Genomic DNA, 16842 nt, shown 5'->3' on the forward strand with positions numbered 1-16842 from the left:
CGCCGGGAAGGACACGCGAAAGGCCCCGGCGCTGGTGCTGCCGGGGCCTTTCGTTATTCTGCTTTCGAACTACTGCACGTCGTCGTCAACCCAGTCGAAGGTCTTGGTGACGGCCTTCTTCCAGAGGCGCATCTGGCGCTCACGCTCGGATTCTTCCATCTGCGGGCTCCAGCGCTTGCCTTCATCCCAGTTCTGCTCAAGCTCGTCGGTGTCGTTCCAGAAGCCGACGGCCAGGCCCGCTGCGTAGGCTGCACCCAGTGCCGTGGTCTCGATGACCTTGGGACGGACCACGTCCACGCCGAGGATATCGGCCTGGAACTGCATGAGGGCATCATTGGCGACCATGCCGCCGTCCACGCGCAGCTCGGTCAGCGGAACGCCGGAGTCGGCATTCACGGCGTCGAGCACTTCCCGGGTCTGGAAAGCGGTTGCTTCCAGGGCTGCCCGGGCGATGTGGTTCTTGTTCACGTAGCGGGTCAGGCCCACCATTGCGCCGCGTGCATCGGCACGCCAGTACGGTGCGAACAGACCGGAGAACGCGGGCACGATGTAGACGCCGCCGTTGTCCTCGACCTTGCGGGCGAGTTCTTCGATCTCCGGGGCACTGTTGATGATGCCCAGGTTGTCGCGGAGCCACTGGACCAGGGAGCCGGTGACGGCGATGGAACCCTCCAGGGCGTAGACCGGCTTGGCATCGCCGAGCTGGTACGCGACGGTGGTGATGAGTCCGTTTTCGGACCGCACGATTTCTTCGCCGGTGTTGAAGATCAGGAAGCAGCCGGTGCCGTAGGTGTTCTTGGCGTTGCCCTTCTCGAACGCAGCCTGGCCGAAGGTTGCCGCCTGCTGGTCGCCGAGGATGCCGGCCACCGGGGTCTCGCGCAGCAGCTGCGAGCCGGCAACCATGCCGTAGACCTCGGAGGAGGACTTGATTTCGGGAAGCATCGACCGCGGGATGCCGAATTCCTTGAGGATGTCCTCATCCCAGGTGAGGGTCTCAAGGTTCATGAACAGCGTGCGGGAGGCGTTGGTGACATCGGTGATGTGCACGCCGCCGTCGGTGCCGCCGGTCAGGTTCCAGACAATCCAGGAATCCGTGTTGCCGAACATGAGGTCCCCTGCCTCTGCCCGTTCACGTGCCCCCTCGACATTGTCCAGGATCCACTTGATCTTCGTGCCGGAGAAGTACGTCGCCAACGGCAGGCCGACGGTGTCCTTGAACCGGTCCAGGCCCCCGTTTTCCGCGAGCTCGTTGACGATGGGCTGCGTGCGGGTGTCCTGCCAGACAATGGCGTTGTACACCGGCTCGCCCGTGTTGCGGTCCCAGACCACGGCCGTTTCGCGCTGGTTGGTGATGCCGACGGCGGCAATGTCGTGCCGGGTCAGGTTGGCCTTGGACAGCGCGCTGCCCACCACTTCGCGGACGTTCGTCCAGATCTCCATCGGATCGTGCTCGACCCAGCCGGCGTGCGGGAAAATCTGCTCGTGTTCTTTCTGCCCGGTGGAAACGATGTTTCCGTCGTGGCCGAAGACGATTGCACGGCTGCTGGTGGTGCCCTGGTCGATGGCGATGATGTACCTGGGATTGTCAGGCATTGTTTCTGCTCCTTGCAGTGGGGGTCTTTAGGGGTGCCGGTCCCGACGGGCCGGCGGTGCACTTACAGCGGGAGGGGAATCTGGGCTCCCACGAAGCCGCCCAGGGCTCCGCCGATCAGCGGGCCTACGACGGGGACCCACGAGTAGGCCCAGTCGCTGCTTCCCTTGCCGGGGATGGGCAGCAGGGCGTGGACGATGCGCGGCCCGAGGTCACGGGCCGGGTTGATGGCGTAGCCGGTCGGTCCGCCGAGGGAGGCGCCGATGCCGAGAACCACGAGTGCCACGGCCAGCGGGCCGAGTTCGGTAGGCGTGCCGGCAAAGGCGACGATGGTGAAGACGAGGACGAACGTGCCCACGACCTCGGTGACAACGTTCCAGCCGTAGGAACGGATAGCGGGACCCGTAGAGAAGACGCCCAGGATGTTTGCTGCATCGGGTTCATCGTCGAACTGCTTCTTGTAAGCAAGCCATGCCACGAAGGCACCGACGATGGCACCGGCCATCTGCCCGGCGAAGTACACCATGGCGGCACCGAAGGACACCTCGACGCCCGGCGCGAACTCTTCATTGCCGGCTGCCCAGAGGCCTACCGTCACGGCGGGGTTGATGTGCGCGCCGGAAATGGCTGCCGCGTACACGCCGGCGAACACACCGATGGCCCACCCCCAGTTGACCATCAGGGTTCCGCCGCCGGCACCCTTCGTTTTTGCCAGGGCGACGTTGGCGACAACGCCGCAGCCCAGAATAATGAGGATGGCAGTACCCGCCAGCTCACTGATGAAAACTTCTCCCAGAGTCACCATCGACTCCTCCGATCATTCGTATCCGTCCGCGACCCAGGCGGGTGGCCGGACTGTTGGGTTCTATGCAATCAATCTTTTGCAAGAAGCGCCATTACCTTAGCTGACCTGTTTGGCGCCACGCCAATCTTCACACGGAGAAACAGGTAGTCAGGGCACGATTCGGCGCCGCGCCCGCGGCTCGGTAAAGTCATCCTATGCAGCCGGTACCGAAAATTGAGCTCAACAACGGCGTCCTCATGGACCAGGTGGGCTTCGGAACGTACAAGATCCCGGCCGGCGACGCCGCCGGGCTGTGCCTGGACGCGCTCGAGGCAGGGTACCGGCATATCGACACGGCCGCCCTGTACGGCAACGAGGCCGGGGTGGGCGAAGCGGTTCGGTCCTTCACCGGCAGGACGAGTGCTGCGCGCAGCGACATCTTCGTGACCTCCAAGGTCTGGAACACCGACCAGGGCTACGACTCGACCCTGCGTGCCTTTGACGCGTCCCTGTCCCGGCTGGGTCTGGAGTACCTGGACCTCTATCTCATCCACTGGCCGTGCCCGGAGCGGGGACAGTTCATCGACACGTACCGGGCGCTGGAGAAGCTCTATGCCGACGGCCGGGTCCGCGCCATCGGCGTCTCCAATTTCCAGCCCGCCCATCTGCGGCAGCTGCTGGAAGCGACCGGGATTGTTCCGGCGGTAAACCAGATTGAGCTGCACCCCTGGCTTGCGCAGGCGGAACTGCGGCAGATGCACCAGGACCTGGGGATCCGGACGTCCGCGTGGAGTCCGCTGGGCCGGGGCAGAGTCCTGGCGGACCCGGTCGTGGTGCGGATTGCCGCCGAACTCGGCCGCACCCCCGCGCAGGTGGTCCTCCGCTGGCACCTGGACCTGGGCACGATTGTCCTCCCCAAAGCCAGCAGCCCGGAGCGCATTGCCGGAAACCTGGATCTGTACACCTTCGAGCTGACCGACGGGCACCGGACGGCGTTGAGTGCGCTGGACCGGGGAGAGCGGTCCGGCTCGCACCCCGACAAGGTGAACTGAATGTCCGGTACAGCGACGCCTCGGTCCTCGACGCCGTCGGGCGCCCCTGCGCCGTTCACGCGCCAGGCCGCCGTGCGGTCCTTTTCGGTCGACGGCACGGAACAGGTCTGCCGCGACTTTGCGCCGGTAACGGACGACGACGCCGGGCTCCCGCCGATCCTGATGCTCCACGGCTTCCGCGGCGACCACCACGGACTGCTGCGGATTGTCGAAGCGCTTCCCCGCCGCCGGGTCCTGGTGCCGGACCTCCCCGGGTTCGGTTCCGGGGCACCTTTGCCGGGTGCCCATGACGTTGCGGCCTACACGTCCTTTGTCCGCGACATGTTTGCCGCTCTGGACCTGGGACCGGACACCGTGCTGCTGGGCCATTCCTTCGGCTCCATCATTGCCGCGCATCTGGCGGCCGATCAGCCGGAGCTGATCAGCCGGCTGATCCTGGTGAACCCGATCTGCGAACCGGCCCTTGAAGGGCCCAAGGGCATCACCAGCAAAGCCGCAGAGCTCTATTACCGGATCAGCGCGGCGTTGCCGGAGAAGGCGGGCATGGCCCTGCTGAGCAGTCCGGTGATTGTCCGCGGGATGAGCGTGTTCATGGCCAAGACCCGTGACCGATGCCTGCGGCGGTGGATCCACGGCCAGCACGACGCGTATTTCAGTGCCTTCGCCAACCGGGCAGTGGTCCTGGATGCGTTCCGGGCCTCCATCTCGGCCACCGTGCGCGACGTCGCTGCCCAGCTTTCCATGCCGGCGCTGCTGGTCGCGGCCGAGCAGGACGACATCGGATCGGTCAAGGGCCAGCGGAGGCTGGCCGCGATGATCCCGGACGCGGAGCTGCACATCCTTCCCGGCGCCGGACACCTGGTCCATTACGAGAAGCCTGTAGAAGCGGCGGAGCTCATTGAAGATTTCCTGTCCCGGAGGCATGCATGAGGATGCAGCTGGCCATTGACGCACGCTTCACCCGCACGGACCACCACGACGGCATCAGCCGCTACGGTGCCAGCCTGATCGAGGCGGTCAGCGAACATGCCGACGTGCTGATGCTGATCTCGGACGAACGCCAGCTGGCTTTGCTGCCGGACCTGCCCTGGGTGAAAATCAACAGCCCGCTCTCCCCCGCCGAGCTGTTTGTCGCGTGGCGCATCAACCGCCTGGGTGCGGACGCGGTGTTCTGTCCCATGCAGACCATGGGCAGCTGGGGGCGGAAGTATCCGCTCGTCCTGACCCTGCATGACCTGATCTACTACCAGAACCCGACGCCGCCGTCGTTCCTGCCGCTGCCCGTGCGTGGACTGTGGCGGCTGTACCACCTGGCTTACTGGCCGCAGCGGCTGCTGCTGAACCGGGCCGACGTCGTCGCCACCATCAGCGAAACCACGCGCGGTCTCATGGCCCGCCACCGGCTGACGCGGCGGCCGGTCCGGATGGTGGCCAACGCTCCGCAGGCGGGCGCGGTCCCGCGGGACCCGGATACGGCGGTGGAACCGTCGCTGCTGTATATGGGGTCGTTCATGCCCTATAAGAACGTGGAGACCGTGATCCGCGGCATGGAGCACCTGCCGGGCTTCACCCTGCACCTGCTTAGCCGGATCAACGATGCGCGAAGGTCCGAGCTGGAGGCTCTGATCCCGAACGGTGCGCAGGTGCAGTTCCACAACGGCGTCACGGACGAGGAATATGACCGGCTGCTGCGGCGGGCCACGGCACTGGTGACGCTGTCCAAGGCGGAGGGCTACGGCCTGCCGGTGATTGAGGCTATGGCAACGGGCACGCCGGTGGTTGCCAGTGATATTCCCATCTTCCGTGAGGTTTCCGGCGGCGCGGCGCTGTTGGTGGATCCGGACGATCCGGCGGCATTTGCCGGGGCCGTCCGCGAGCTGGCCGAGCCGGGACGGTGGCAGAAGGCGTCGGACGCGGGACTGCGCCGGGCCGCCGACTACGGGTGGGACACTTCGGCAGCCCAGCTGATGGAAGCGGCCGGGGAGGCTGTCCGCCTGTTCCCCGGCCGCCGCCGTCGTTTGGTGTCTCCCCTTACAGGCTGACGATCATTTTGCCCTTGTTGGCGCCCTTCATGAGGTCGATGAAGGCCTGGGGGGCATTCTCCAGGCCGTGCACGAAGGTTTCGTCATAGCTGACGGCGCCTTCCCGCAGCCACTGGGCCATCCGGGTGTTGAACTCGTCCACGTACCGGCTGTAACTGCCGACGAGGAAGCCGCGAAGGGTGATTTCCTTACCGATGGCGAGGGCGAGGTTGCGCGGGCCAGACGCGGCACCCTTGTCGTTGTACACGGAAATGGCACCGCACATTGCCACGCGGCCACCCCGGTTCATCACCGAGAGGGCAGCTTCGAGGTGCTCGCCGCCGACGTTGTCGAAGTAGACGTCAATGCCGTCCGCACCGGCAGCCTTCTTCAGGGATTCCTTCACGGGGCCGTCGTGGTAGTTGAAGGCTTCGTCGAACCCGAGGTCAAGCAGCCGCTGGACTTTTTCCGCTGAACCTGCGCTGCCGATGACCTTCTTGGCTCCCATGACCTTGGCCATCTGTCCCACCAGTGAGCCCACGGCACCGGCCGCACCGGACACGAAAACCACGTCCCCTTCGCGGAACTCCGCAACCTTGGTCAGGCCGCTGTAGGCGGTCTCCCCCGGCATGCCGAGCACGCCCAGGTAGGCGCTGGCCGGGGCCAGATCCGTGTCGATGATTCGTGCGCGCTTCCCGTCCAGGACTGCATAGTCACGCCAGCCCAGCCAGTGGGCCACTTTGTCCCCGGGCTTGTGCGCGTCGGAGCGGGACTCCACCACTTCACCGACGGCTCCGCCTTCCAGCGCAGCGTCCAGCTTGAAGGGCGGGACGTAGGACTTCACGTCGTTCATCCGTCCGCGCATGTAGGGGTCCACGGACATGTGCAGGTTGCGGACCAGGACCTGGCCATCCTGCAGTTCCGGGACCGGCACCTCCGTCAGACGGAAGTTCTCCTCTGCGGGCCAGCCTTCCGGCCGGGAGGCCAGCTGGATTTCGCGGCCGGTGTGGGGACGGTTGCTCATGAAATGCACCTATCTGTCGGGTGAATGGAAAATTTACTGGTCCTCTTTGACCACTGACTGGCGCAGGGCGGCATTGACCTTGGCGAGAGTTTCCTGGAGGCTGCGCAGCTCCTCCGGGTCCAGGCCGGCGGACGCGGCCACACGGTCAGGCAGGTCACGGGATTTCTGTTCCAGGGCACGCCCGGAATCCGTGAGGTAGACGCGGACCCGCCGCTCATCCTCGGCGGCGCGGCGGCGCTGCAGCAGCTCCGCTGCCTCCAGGCGTTTGAGCAGCGGAGACAACGTGCCGGAGTCCAGTTCCAGGGAGTGGCCCAGGTCGCCCACGCTCTGGCCGTCCTGTTCCCAGAGCAGCGTCATCACCAGGAACTGCGGGTAGGTGAGCTTCAGTTCCTCGAGCATCGGGCGGTACAGTGCGGTGGCTGCCCGTGAGGCGGAGTACAGCGAAAAGCACACCTGTCGCTGCAGTGATTCGTTCATCCGGCTACCGTAGGCCACAACTTAGTTGTGCACAATGCTTTTGCTGTTGGCTGTTTGCTTCCCGGGGCCTGATGCTTACGACCACGGTGGTCGGCCCGGGATCCGGCACTGGTCCTTCCCATCCGGGTCCCTACGGCCCGCGGCGGATACCTTCGCCTAGGCTGGGCCCATGCATCAACCCCTTACCGTCCCCGATTACCGCCGCACCGCCAGCCGCCTCCCCTGGGACCGGCTGCCCGACGTCGTCCGGGAGAGGATCGCCGCTGAGGTGGGCGGAGAAGTGACGGTGGTGCATCCGGCCGGCGGCGGGTTCACGCCGGGGTTCGCCGCCGTCGTCGGCAGCAACCTCGGGGCGCGGGTGTTTGCCAAAGCAGCAGCGGCGTCGGATTCCTTCATCTTTCCCTCCTATCGCAGGGAGTCCGAAGTGGTTCCCTTGATGCCCGAAGATATGCCGATGCCCGCACTGCGCAGCACTGATCTCGTGGTGGTGGACGGCATGGACTGGCAGATACTGGTGTACGAGGCTGTGGAGGGCCGGATGCCCGGACAGCCGTGGACCGAGTCGGACGTTGCCGTCGTCGAAGCGGCATGTGTCTCTGCCGCCCGGCTTTTGTCCGGCTTTCCCCGCAGCGAGGGAGGCACCCCGGTTGCGGAGGACCTGGCTGGCCTTCCCTCCCAGTTCCAGCCCGTCGTGGACGGCGGTGCCGTGCCCTGGTTCCTGCCCGGCCTCACCCGGGACGAGGCCCGGGCGTTCCAGGCTGCCCTCGACCTGGCCCCAGAGGCGCTGGCCGGCGACGCCGTGCTTCACGGGGACCTGCGGGCCGACAATATCCTCATCTCGCAGGAGCGCGCCCTGTTTTGCGACTGGAACTTCCTGGGCACCGGTGCCGCGTGGATCGATTGGGTGGGCCTGCTGCCCTACGTCCGGGCGGACGGCATCGACGCCGACGCGTGGCTGCAGCGGTCGGAACTCTCGAGGAACGTGCCCGCCGCCTCTGTCGATGCACTGCTCTCGGCACTGTTGAACTACATGATTTATTGGGGCGGCCAACCGGATGTGGAAAGCAGTCCGCATTTGCGCGTTCATGGCCGGCACACTGCGCGGTTGGTCTATGAATGGTTGGTGAGCCGTCGGAGTTAATGGCGGCGGATGGGTGAGTGCCGACCCGATGGGCGGACCGACATGGGCCGGTTGATTGGCGTCACGTGACGGATGGGCCGATGGGGAAGGGCGGATGCCGCTAGCCAGCGGCAAACCCTTTCCCAAAAAAGACAGGTAGTAAGCCGGGTATTTTTTCCTGTCCAAGGCAGTTGCCGCTGACTAAACTCGAACACATGTTCGAATATTCGTCTCCGTCCCAGCACCATCTGCCCCCGCCGGAACAAGCCCGGTCGGCGCTGTTCGGCGACTGGGTAGACGTCCTGGCAACCGCCGATACGGCAGCCCAATCCTGCCCGGACGCTGAGCTTATTGACCAGTTGAGTACCTTGGAGGCATTGAAAGCAGCAGCGGCCGCCGAGCAGGCCCGTATCGCTGTTCTCTTCGATGAATCCCAGCGCCGGAAACGGGCCGAGGCAGGACTGCCGGCAGGCGAACTGGGACTCGGAGTGGCAGCACAGATCGCCTTGGCCCGCAGGGAATCCCCCGCCAAGGGCGGCCGGTTGTTGGGGCTGGGCAAAGCCTTGACGGCTGAAATGCCGTGCACGTTGGAAGCGCTCTCCCGGGGGCAGATCAACGAGTGGCGGGCCACTTTACTGGTGCGGGAAACGGCATGCCTAAGTGTTGAAGACCGGAGGCGTGTCGATAAGGAAGTGGCAGGCGATCCGGACGCGCTCCTCGCCCTGGGTGACCGGCAGGTCCTTTCCCGTGCCAGGTCGGCTGCTTACCGCCTCGATCCGCAGGCAGCGGTGAAGCGCTCCGCCAAGGCGGCCGCCGATCGGTTTGTATCCTGCCGGCCGGCTCCCGACACCATGACCTATCTGACGGGACTGTTACCTGTGGCCCAAGGCGTCGGGGTATATGCAGCCCTTTCCCGCGAAGCCGACCGGTTGCGGTCTGCCGGCGACAGGCGCGGCCGTGGACAGATTATGGCCGACACCTTGGTGGAGAGGGTCACCGGCTCCGCCGATACGAACCGCATGAGGGTTGAGATTGCGCTGATTATGACCGATCGCACCCTACTGGGCGGATCGGCGGACGCTGCCGTAGTTCCCGGTTACGGGCCGGTTCCTGCTCAATGGGCCCGTGATCTGGTGATGGGGAACGGTGGACAAAGCGAGGACAGGCGCAGGGAAGGTGGATCAACCTCCGATACGGATCCGCCCACTGATCCGGCCATCCCACGGACCCTTCGCCGTCTTTACACGGACCCTGAAACAGGCCAATTGACGGCCATGGAACCACGTGCCCGCATCTTTCCCAAGGCACTGGCCCGGTACATCGCGACTCGGGACCAGGTGTGCCGAACACCGTGGTGCGGAGCACCGATCCGGCACATCGACCACATTCAGCGCCACCGCCAGGGCGGACTCACCACCGCGGACAACGGCCAGGGTCTGTGTGAAGCCTGCAACCTGGCCAAGGAAGCCCCGGGCTGGCGATCCACAACAGCAAAATCCAATGCCTCCGATACCGGGGCAACTGAGGCGCGGGACGGCCATACCGTGGACACCACCACGCCGACCGGACATACCTACCGTTCCACCGCTCCCCCGCTGCCGGGGGTCCAGCCGATGCCGATACGTGCACGCCGGAACATGCGCCCCGGGCGCGAGGAGACCACCCCAAGCGGGGACGCCCAGCAGGGTGGTTCTTACCGGAGCGAGGGTGCCTCACTGATGGAGGCCGGCGTCATCGATCTGCTGTGGGTGGCTTGAAAATTACGGCGTTGCCACTGGGACCTCAATCGGTACCGGAAGTGGCTGCATCGGATACGGCACTTGGCACTCGGCCATGGAGAGTGCTAATCTCATTGCCACAAGTTGAGCGGCATCGACTCAACTTTGAAACGAACATTGACACCGCTTTTTGAAGCGATCGGATGGAGGAGTTGATACCACATGGCTATGAAATTTGATCCGTTCCAGGAATTCGACCGGATGGCACAGGCCCTGCGCGGCGAAGGTTCGCTGCGCGGTATGCCGATGGACCTCTACCGGCAGGGGGACAACTACATCCTGGCGGCCGACCTGCCGGGGATCGATCCCGGATCCATTGACGTCGACGTTGATGGACAGCTGCTGACCATCCGTGCCCTGCGGACGCTGCACGGCGTCGAAGGCGTCAAGTGGCTCACCCGCGAACGCGAAAGCGGTTCCTTCCTGCGCCAGCTGAATCTGGGCCAGGGCATCGCCACCGAGAAGATTTCCGCCCAGTACAGCAACGGTGTCCTGAGTGTGACCATCCCGGTCAGCGAGAAGGCCAAGCCGCGCCGGATTGCCGTCCAGGCTCCTTCGGACACCGCAGTCCTGGCACAGGAACCAAATGCTGCAGCTGAACAGCACGAAGAGCGCGAGGCGGTCAACGCCTAGAAGCGGTTGTAAATGGCGGGCAACCCACGCCGTCACGGTCACCGCCAGGCAAGCAGTACCGCCAGGCGAACAGCAGGGTCCCGGGATCATCCCGGGACCCTGCTGTTTGCCGTGGCACATTTCACGCCCGTCCGGTTCGGGTGCACTCCGGACCCGGCAGCATACTGGAAAAGTGGCCGCCGGCTGCGGCCGCTAGCAGCAGAAACGTATTCTCAAGGAAGAGGATTACCGGTGCGAATTCCGACGGTTAACCGGCCAGGATGGATGATCCACGGAGTACCCCGCGGCCTGCTGGGCCGGCTGTCCCGGCTTGGCACCTCTGCCCAGCTGGCGCTGCTTTCCCTGCTGGGAGCCACCGCGGTGCTGTTCGAGCTGCTCTAGGACCCGTCGGTACGCCGCAGCTAGAGGACGTCGGTTCCGTCAACCCGGATGTAGACGGGATCCCCGGTTCGCCGTGCGGAAGCCGCTGCCTTCGTGGACCGCAGTGCCGCCGTAATCGCCGGTGCTGCGGCATACGGGAAAAACAGCAGAGTCCGGTAGCGTCCGCCGGCTCCTCCGAGCTGGCCGTCCGGAGACTGGGCGTCACGGCGGTCGTTGTTGCCCGCGGCGGGAACGACGGGAGGTGCAACCGGTGCCGGTCCCACGGTCCGGACACTGTCGGGAAGGTCCAAGCGCGTGATGAACGCGTCCAGGCCCTCCCTGGATCCGCTGAGCTCCGCGTACCGCACCGCCGGAGGCAGGCCCAGCTCGCGCCTGAGCTCCAGTTCCCGTTCCGCTGCTCCGGCAGGGTCCCAGCGCAGCAGGTGTCCCACGGTGCTGCTGTCATCCGCAGTGACCACCACGAGGCCCTTCTCCGTGGCCGGCCGCACCAAAGCGGCTGCGGAGAACCACCGCCTCAGGGTGTCCTCGCCGGCCCGCAGTGATTCGCGGGAAAGCATGGCATTGCCGTCCAGCAGAATGGCCGCCGCGTATCCGCCGGCGGCTACCGGTTCAGCGCCCGGTGTGGCCACCACCAGGGCAGGCGCGTCCGGAATCGAGGTCCGGATGTGGTCTCCGGCAGAAGAAATAACGGTGGTGGAGGGGAAGGCCCGGCCCAGCTCCTCTGCGGTGCGTCCGGCGCCGGCAGTGGACCCCCGCAGGACGGTTCCTCCGCAATTGCCGCAGTGCCACATGGGTTCCGGACGGCCGCACCAGCGGCAGGAAGGTATTCCGTTACGGCTGGCGAGGCCAAGCGGTCCAGAGCAGTGGCGGCAGCGGGCCGGCTCCCGGCACACCTCACAGGACAGGGCCGGGGAGAACCCCGTCCGTGCCACCTGGACCAGCACGGGCCCGCGGGTCAGCCCGTCCTGGGCGGCCTTCCAAGCCGTATGCGGGATCCGGGCACGCGCCGCCAGCGGATCCCGTTCCATGGTGAAGGAGTCGGCCGTGCTGACCACCCGGGGTGCCCAGGCGCGCACTGTAGCCCGCTCGGCGGCAATCCCGGCCGCCCAGCCGCTGGCCACCAGCCGCTGGGCCTCGGTGCTGCGCGAATGCGACGCCATCAACAGGGCGGCGTCTTCCAGCCCGGCCCGCAGCAGCAGTACGTCACGGGTGTGCTGATAGGGTGCCCGCTGCTCGGCATGCAGGTCATCGGCGTCATCCCAGATAACCGCAAGCCCCAGGTTTTCCACGGGAGCATAGGCGGCCGAACGGGTGCCGATGGCAACCTGTACATCACCGTGCAGGAGCTGCAGGAAACTGCGGTAGCGCGGGGTGGGCCCGTCCTCTGCCGTCAACCGAGCAAAGGTGTCTCCTCCGATCCGCGCGGTGAGGGCGGCTTCAACCCGGGCCAGGTCCTTGTTGTCGGGGACTACTACCAGTGCGCCGCGGCCGGAGATCAGCGTGGACCGGACCGCTTCGGCGATTTCGGCCGGCCAGTCGCGGGGTCCGTATCCGCCGAGGGACGAAAGGACGGCCCGCGGGCTGTGGCCTGCAGCGAGATGGGTGAGGAAACGCGGACCGTGCGGGTACCGGCCCAGCGGGTTCACTCCCGCCCCTTCCGGTCCGGCCAGGGGTTCCGGCGGCACCGCAGCGGGCGCTTCGCCTGGAGACGCCGGCTCTCCCTTCCCGCCGGCCTCCCGTGCCTCGGGCGTGAATTCCTTATCCACCCGTGCCGCGCGCGGCGGAATGGCAACCCGCAGCACGTCATGCACAGTTCCGGCGTAGCGGGCTGCCACGGCCTCGGCCAGGCGCAGGATCTGCGGGGTCAGGACCGGCTGAGGGGAAATGACCTTGCCCAGCGGCATCAACCGTGCCGTGGTGTCAGCTTCGGCGACCCGTTTGGTAATAAAGCCGGGCAGCTCCTGTCCGCCGAAGCGCACCTTGACCCTGGCTCCGGGCACTGCGTCCGCGTCGAAGTCCTCCGGGACGAGATAGTCGAACGGGCGGTCCAGGTGCGGGAGCGGAGAGTCCAGCAGTACACGGGCAATCGGCAGGGCAGAGGCCGGACGCCCCTTTCCTACCGCTTTGGCCGGCGGCGTGAAGCCGTGCAGCAGGGACAGCTGCACGGCCTCCCCGGACTGGTCCGCTGCCATGCCGGCTACACGTTGAAGTAGCTGCGGAGGTCCTCGACCTTGTCCTTGCGCTCCCAGGTGAACCCTTCGTCCTCCCGGCCGAAGTGGCCGTGGGCGGCAGTCCGCTGGTAGATGGGGCGCTTCAGGTCCAGGCCGTTGATGATGCCCAGGGGCCGCAGGTCAAAGACTTCCTGCACGGCGTCGGCAATCCGGGCCGGGTCGACCGTCTCGGTGCCGAAGGTCTCCACGTAGATGCCCACGGGACGGGCCATGCCGATGGCGTAGGCAATCTGGATTTCCGCACGGCGGGCCAGTCCGGCAGCCACCACGTTCTTGGCCACCCAGCGCATGGCGTACGCAGCGGAACGGTCCACCTTGCTCGGATCCTTGCCGCTGAAGGCACCGCCGCCGTGGCGGGCGAAACCGCCGTAGGTGTCCACGATGATCTTGCGTCCGGTCAGTCCTGCGTCTCCGACGGGACCGCCGATCACGAAGGGACCGCCCGGGTTGATGATGTGCTCGACAGCGGAAATGTCCAGGTCGGTGCCGGCCAGGACCGGATTAATGACATGTGCGGCCATGTCCGCCCGCAGCTGCTCCAGGTCCAGCTCGGCGGCGTGCTGCGTGGAAACCACCACGGAGTCCACCGATACGGGACGGTCGCCGTCGTATCCGATGGTGACCTGGGTTTTGCCGTCCGGGCGGAGGTACGGGAGGGTGCCGTCCTTGCGGACGGTGGTCAGGCGTTCGGAGAGCCGGTGCGCCAGCCAGATGGGCGTGGGCATCAGGACGGAAGTCTCGTCGCTGGCGTAGCCGAACATAATGCCCTGGTCCCCCGCACCTTGGGCATCGTAGGGATCCACGACCTTCCCGGTCCGGTTTTCCAGGGAGTTGAACACGCCCGAAGCGATTTCCGGAGACTGCTGTCCGATGGAGACGGACACGCCGCAGCGGGCTCCGTCGAACCCGTTGGCCGAGGAATCGTAGCCGATGTCCAGGATGGTGTCGCGGACCAGCTGCGGGATTTCCACGTAGCCTTCGGTGGTCACCTCGCCGGCAACGTGGACCAGCCCGGTGGTCACCAGGGTTTCAACGGCTACGCGGGACTCGGGGTCGACCTTGAGCAGGCCGTCGAGGATGGCGTCACTGATCTGGTCGCAGATTTTGTCCGGGTGTCCCTCAGTGACGGATTCCGAGGTGAAAAGGCGCAGGTTCGACTGCGGCTTAGAGGGGGAAGAAGTAGAAGTCACGGGATTTACTCTACCGGGCTGCGCCCCCGGTCGAGGCACGGGGAGGGTGCTCCTGCGTCAGGAGCGGCGGAGCGCGAGTTCGGCGGTAATCCGCGCGATAATCCGTTCCGAGACCTCGGCTTTGGTGCCCGCGGCGCTTTCGACGGCGTCCTCCGCGGAATCGGCGGGTGAGAGAATCCTCACCTCGGTTTCGTCCTGGCCGAAGACCAGCGACTTGCCCACGCGGTTCAGGACCAGCAGGTCGCAGCCTTTGCGCGCGAGTTTTTTGCGCCCGTACTCCAGCACATCGGAGGTGGCGTCGCCGGTTTCGGCGGCGAAGCCGACAATGAGTGCCGGCGTGGCGGTTTCGGCGGCCGCCCGGACCTCAACGAGTTCCTGCAGGATGTCCGGATTGCGGACCAGGGTGATCACGGGGTCCGCTTCGTCGTCGCGCTTCTTGATCTTGGTCTCCACGACCTCCGCCGGACGGAAGTCCGCTACCGCTGCGGCCATGATGAAGACGTCGGAGTCTGCGGCGGCTGCGTGGGCGGCGTCGCGCAGTTCAAGGGCTGTTTCGACGCGGACCAGTTCGACGCCGTCCGGTGCCGGGACATCCATGTGGGCGGCGATGAGCCGAACCCGGGCTCCGGCGGCGAGGGCCGCTTCCGCCAGCGCTGTTCCCTGTTTCCCGGAGGAGCGGTTGCCGAGGAAGCGGACGGGGTCCAGCGGTTCGCGGGTGCCGCCGGCAGTGATGGTGACGGTGGTGCCGGCCAGCGCATCGGAGCCGGCGGCCGGCGGCGCGGCGTTCACCGCGGCCAGCGCTGCGGTGAAGATGGCTTCCGGTTCGGGCAGCCTGCCGGGGCCGGTGTCCTTGCCGGTGAGGCGGCCGACGCCGGGTTCCAGCACTACGGCGCCGCGGCTGCGCAGGGTGGCCACGTTGGCGACGGTTGCCGGGTGCGCCCACATCTCGGTGTGCATGGCCGGCGCGAAGACCACCGGGCCGCGGGCCATCAGCAGGGTGTTGGTCAGCAGGTCGTTTGCCTGTCCCGTAGCCGCCCGGGCCAGCAGGTCGGCCGTGGCGGGGGCCACCACAATCAGGTCCGCTTCATGGCCCAGCCGGACGTGGTTGACCTTTTCCACCTCGTCAAAGACGGAGGAGGAGACGGTGTTGCCCGAGAGCGCCTCCCAGGTGGCAACGCCGACGAACTGCTTGGAGGATTCGGTGGGGACAACACTGACGTTGTGCCCGGCCTCCGTGAAAAGCCGCAGCAGCGACGCGGCCTTGTAGGCGGCGATGCCGCCGCCGACGCCCAGGACTATGCGCACGCCGCTGCCTTCCCCCTCGTGTTCGCCGGTCTTTACTCGGCGTTCTCGTTCGGGCGCACTACGAGCATGCCGTCGTTGATCTCGCGCAGGGCGATGGACAGCGGCTTTTCGTTCAGCTTGGTTTCCACCAGCGGGCCGACGTACTCAAACAGGCCCTCGTGCAGCTGGGAGTAGTAGGCGTTGATCTGGCGGGCGCGCTTGGCACCGTAAATGACCAGCGCGTACTTGGAATCTGCTGCTTCGAGCAGGTCGTCGATCGGCGGGTTGATGATGCCTTCAGACACAGGGTTCTCCAAAATTCTTGAACGGGATTCGCGGTTTGTCAGCGTGTGCGCGGACTGATTCCCATGAGTGATACAAGCTCAGCTGCAGCCCGCTGGACGTCATCATTAATGACGGTGTGATCGAACTCGGACTCGGCAGCAAGTTCCAGTTTAGCGGTTTCCAGCCGTTGCTGCTGCTCTTCGGGCGTTTCCGTTCCGCGTCCGACCAGGCGCCGCACCATTTCGTCCCACGTGGGCGGGGCCAGGAAGACGAAATTCGCCTCCGGCATGGACTTTTTGACCTGCCGCGCGCCCTGCAGATCGATCTCCAGCAGGACGCTGCGCCCCTCTGCCATGGCGGCTTCGACCGTGCGGCGCAGAGTGCCGTACCGGTTGCGGCCGTGGACCACGGCCCACTCCAGCATCTGGTCCTGCTCGATCATGGCATCGAATTCCTCGGAGCTGACGAAGAAGTAATGCACGCCGTCCTCTTCACCCGGCCGGGGAGCGCGGGTGGTGGCGGATACGGAAAGCCAGACCTCGGGGTAGTTGTCCCGGATATAGGTGGATACAGTGCCTTTGCCAACTGCGGTTGGACCTGCAAGAACTGTCAGCCGCGGTTGCGACACGTAAACCTCATTCACTCGTTGCTACATCAATGGCTGTCCAAAAGGTCGATCAGCGCCTTGCGCTGATGCACGCCCAGCCCCCGGACCCGGCGGGTGGGCGCGATACCTACCGTAGCCATTATTCCAGCTGCGCGGCGCTCCCCGACACCAGGCAGTGCGCGGAGCAGGTCCATGACCTTGAGCCTGCCAACCGCTTCCTCCCCTGATCGGGAGAGAATGACCTCTTCGACACTTAGGTCGCCGGACTTGATACGGGCCTTCACCTCGGCGCGCACCGCCCGGGCCGCGGTGGCCTTTTCCCGGGCCTGCGTACGCTCGGCTTCTGTCAGTGGCTTGAGGTTCAAGGGACACTCCCGGAGGATG

At 66.0% G+C, this 16842-nt stretch carries 15 protein-coding genes and 1 pseudogene; 6 read left to right on the forward strand and 10 right to left on the reverse strand.

The window, feature by feature from the left end; genetic code table 11:
- Window positions 1-69: 69 nt before the first annotated feature.
- Both glpK and AC5RT8_RS03030 read right to left on the reverse strand, forming a co-directional pair.
- Window positions 70-1593 carry a glycerol kinase GlpK gene (glpK, locus tag AC5RT8_RS03025; protein ID WP_494094213.1) on the reverse strand — a complete coding sequence of 508 codons (1524 nt, stop codon included), beginning with the start codon at window positions 1591-1593 and terminating at the stop codon, window positions 70-72.
- 62 nt (window positions 1594-1655) lie between these two features.
- The gene (locus AC5RT8_RS03030; RefSeq protein WP_494094214.1) at window positions 1656-2393 is read right to left on the reverse strand and encodes an MIP/aquaporin family protein; all 738 of its coding nucleotides are present in this window, start codon (window positions 2391-2393) and stop codon (window positions 1656-1658) included.
- Window positions 2394-2590: 197 nt separating this feature from the next.
- Here AC5RT8_RS03030 and AC5RT8_RS03035 point away from each other — a divergent pair, with 197 nt between their 5' ends.
- Genes AC5RT8_RS03035 through AC5RT8_RS03045 form a run of 3 tightly spaced genes read left to right on the forward strand, consistent with a single transcriptional unit; the run spans window position 2591 to window position 5469 of the window.
- Window positions 2591-3427 carry an aldo/keto reductase gene (locus AC5RT8_RS03035; RefSeq protein WP_494094215.1) on the forward strand — a complete coding sequence of 279 codons (837 nt, stop codon included), beginning with the start codon at window positions 2591-2593 and terminating at the stop codon, window positions 3425-3427.
- Window positions 3428-4357: an alpha/beta fold hydrolase gene (locus AC5RT8_RS03040; RefSeq protein ID WP_494094216.1), complete on the forward strand. Its 930-nt coding sequence runs from the start codon at window positions 3428-3430 to the stop codon at window positions 4355-4357.
- 2 nt (window positions 4358-4359) lie between these two features.
- On the forward strand, window positions 4360-5469 hold the full coding sequence (locus AC5RT8_RS03045) for a glycosyltransferase family 4 protein (protein WP_494094531.1): 1110 nt from the start codon (window positions 4360-4362) through the stop codon (window positions 5467-5469).
- Here AC5RT8_RS03045 and AC5RT8_RS03050 read toward each other — a convergent pair.
- Together AC5RT8_RS03050 and AC5RT8_RS03055 are read right to left on the reverse strand one after the other, a co-directional pair.
- Window positions 5459-6472: an NADP-dependent oxidoreductase gene (locus AC5RT8_RS03050; protein WP_494094217.1), complete on the reverse strand. Its 1014-nt coding sequence runs from the start codon at window positions 6470-6472 to the stop codon at window positions 5459-5461. The genes AC5RT8_RS03045 and AC5RT8_RS03050 overlap by 11 nt on opposite strands.
- Window positions 6473-6505: 33 nt before the next feature.
- The gene (locus AC5RT8_RS03055; protein WP_494094218.1) at window positions 6506-6949 is read right to left on the reverse strand and encodes a MarR family winged helix-turn-helix transcriptional regulator; all 444 of its coding nucleotides are present in this window, start codon (window positions 6947-6949) and stop codon (window positions 6506-6508) included.
- Window positions 6950-7118: 169 nt separating this feature from the next.
- On the opposite strand from AC5RT8_RS03055, the gene AC5RT8_RS03060 reads away from it, so the two are divergent.
- From AC5RT8_RS03060 to AC5RT8_RS03070, 3 genes are all read left to right on the forward strand, one after another.
- Complete coding sequence (locus AC5RT8_RS03060) at window positions 7119-8090, forward strand: phosphotransferase (RefSeq protein ID WP_494094219.1); 972 nt, start codon at window positions 7119-7121, stop codon at window positions 8088-8090.
- A gap of 194 nt (window positions 8091-8284) precedes the next feature.
- Window positions 8285-9826, forward strand: coding sequence for an HNH endonuclease (locus AC5RT8_RS03065; protein ID WP_494094220.1), 1542 nt, complete (start codon window positions 8285-8287; stop codon window positions 9824-9826).
- 183 nt (window positions 9827-10009) lie between these two features.
- The gene (locus AC5RT8_RS03070) at window positions 10010-10480 is read left to right on the forward strand and encodes an Hsp20/alpha crystallin family protein (protein ID WP_494094221.1); all 471 of its coding nucleotides are present in this window, start codon (window positions 10010-10012) and stop codon (window positions 10478-10480) included.
- Window positions 10481-10881: 401 nt separating this feature from the next.
- Here AC5RT8_RS03070 and AC5RT8_RS03075 read toward each other — a convergent pair whose 3' ends face one another.
- The 6 genes and pseudogenes from AC5RT8_RS03075 to mihF all read right to left on the reverse strand — a co-directional run bounded on the left by AC5RT8_RS03075 (window position 10882) and on the right by mihF (window position 16823).
- Entirely contained in the window at window positions 10882-13053 is a 2172-nt protein-coding gene (locus AC5RT8_RS03075; protein ID WP_494094222.1) for a primosomal protein N', read from the reverse strand.
- Between the two features lie 5 nt (window positions 13054-13058).
- Window positions 13059-14282: a methionine adenosyltransferase gene (gene metK / locus AC5RT8_RS03080; RefSeq protein ID WP_494094223.1), complete on the reverse strand. Its 1224-nt coding sequence runs from the start codon at window positions 14280-14282 to the stop codon at window positions 13059-13061.
- 57 nt (window positions 14283-14339) lie between these two features.
- A pseudogene (gene coaBC / locus AC5RT8_RS03085) lies at window positions 14340-15599 on the reverse strand (bifunctional phosphopantothenoylcysteine decarboxylase/phosphopantothenate--cysteine ligase CoaBC); the annotation flags it as partial.
- A gap of 20 nt (window positions 15600-15619) precedes the next feature.
- Window positions 15620-15883 (reverse strand): DNA-directed RNA polymerase subunit omega, encoded by a 264-nt coding sequence (gene rpoZ / locus AC5RT8_RS03090; protein WP_227921386.1) that lies wholly within the window; start codon window positions 15881-15883, stop codon window positions 15620-15622.
- Window positions 15884-15909: 26 nt separating this feature from the next.
- Window positions 15910-16479 carry a guanylate kinase gene (gene gmk, locus AC5RT8_RS03095; protein WP_494094224.1) on the reverse strand — a complete coding sequence of 190 codons (570 nt, stop codon included), beginning with the start codon at window positions 16477-16479 and terminating at the stop codon, window positions 15910-15912.
- Between the two features lie 26 nt (window positions 16480-16505).
- Entirely contained in the window at window positions 16506-16823 is a 318-nt protein-coding gene (mihF, locus tag AC5RT8_RS03100; RefSeq protein ID WP_494094225.1) for an integration host factor, actinobacterial type, read from the reverse strand.
- Between the last annotated feature and the right edge of the window lie 19 nt (window positions 16824-16842).

This window comes from Arthrobacter sp. Ms25, from assembly GCF_059090365.1.

What these genes read in the sequence shown, in the direction of transcription:
- glpK (WP_494094213.1), bottom strand. Translation starts at nt 1,593, where the DNA reads ATGCCTGACAATCCCAGGTACATCATCGCCATCGACCAGGGCACCACC.
- AC5RT8_RS03050 (WP_494094217.1), bottom strand. Translation starts at nt 6,472, where the DNA reads ATGAGCAACCGTCCCCACACCGGCCGCGAAATCCAGCTGGCCTCCCGG.
- AC5RT8_RS03045 (WP_494094531.1), top strand. Translation starts at nt 4,360, where the DNA reads ATGCAGCTGGCCATTGACGCACGCTTCACCCGCACGGACCACCACGAC.
- AC5RT8_RS03035 (WP_494094215.1), top strand. Translation starts at nt 2,591, where the DNA reads ATGCAGCCGGTACCGAAAATTGAGCTCAACAACGGCGTCCTCATGGAC.
- AC5RT8_RS03040 (WP_494094216.1), top strand. Translation starts at nt 3,428, where the DNA reads ATGTCCGGTACAGCGACGCCTCGGTCCTCGACGCCGTCGGGCGCCCCT.
- AC5RT8_RS03075 (WP_494094222.1), bottom strand. Translation starts at nt 13,053, where the DNA reads ATGGCAGCGGACCAGTCCGGGGAGGCCGTGCAGCTGTCCCTGCTGCAC.
- AC5RT8_RS03070 (WP_494094221.1), top strand. Translation starts at nt 10,010, where the DNA reads ATGGCTATGAAATTTGATCCGTTCCAGGAATTCGACCGGATGGCACAG.
- AC5RT8_RS03055 (WP_494094218.1), bottom strand. Translation starts at nt 6,949, where the DNA reads ATGAACGAATCACTGCAGCGACAGGTGTGCTTTTCGCTGTACTCCGCC.
- AC5RT8_RS03060 (WP_494094219.1), top strand. Translation starts at nt 7,119, where the DNA reads ATGCATCAACCCCTTACCGTCCCCGATTACCGCCGCACCGCCAGCCGC.
- AC5RT8_RS03065 (WP_494094220.1), top strand. Translation starts at nt 8,285, where the DNA reads ATGTTCGAATATTCGTCTCCGTCCCAGCACCATCTGCCCCCGCCGGAA.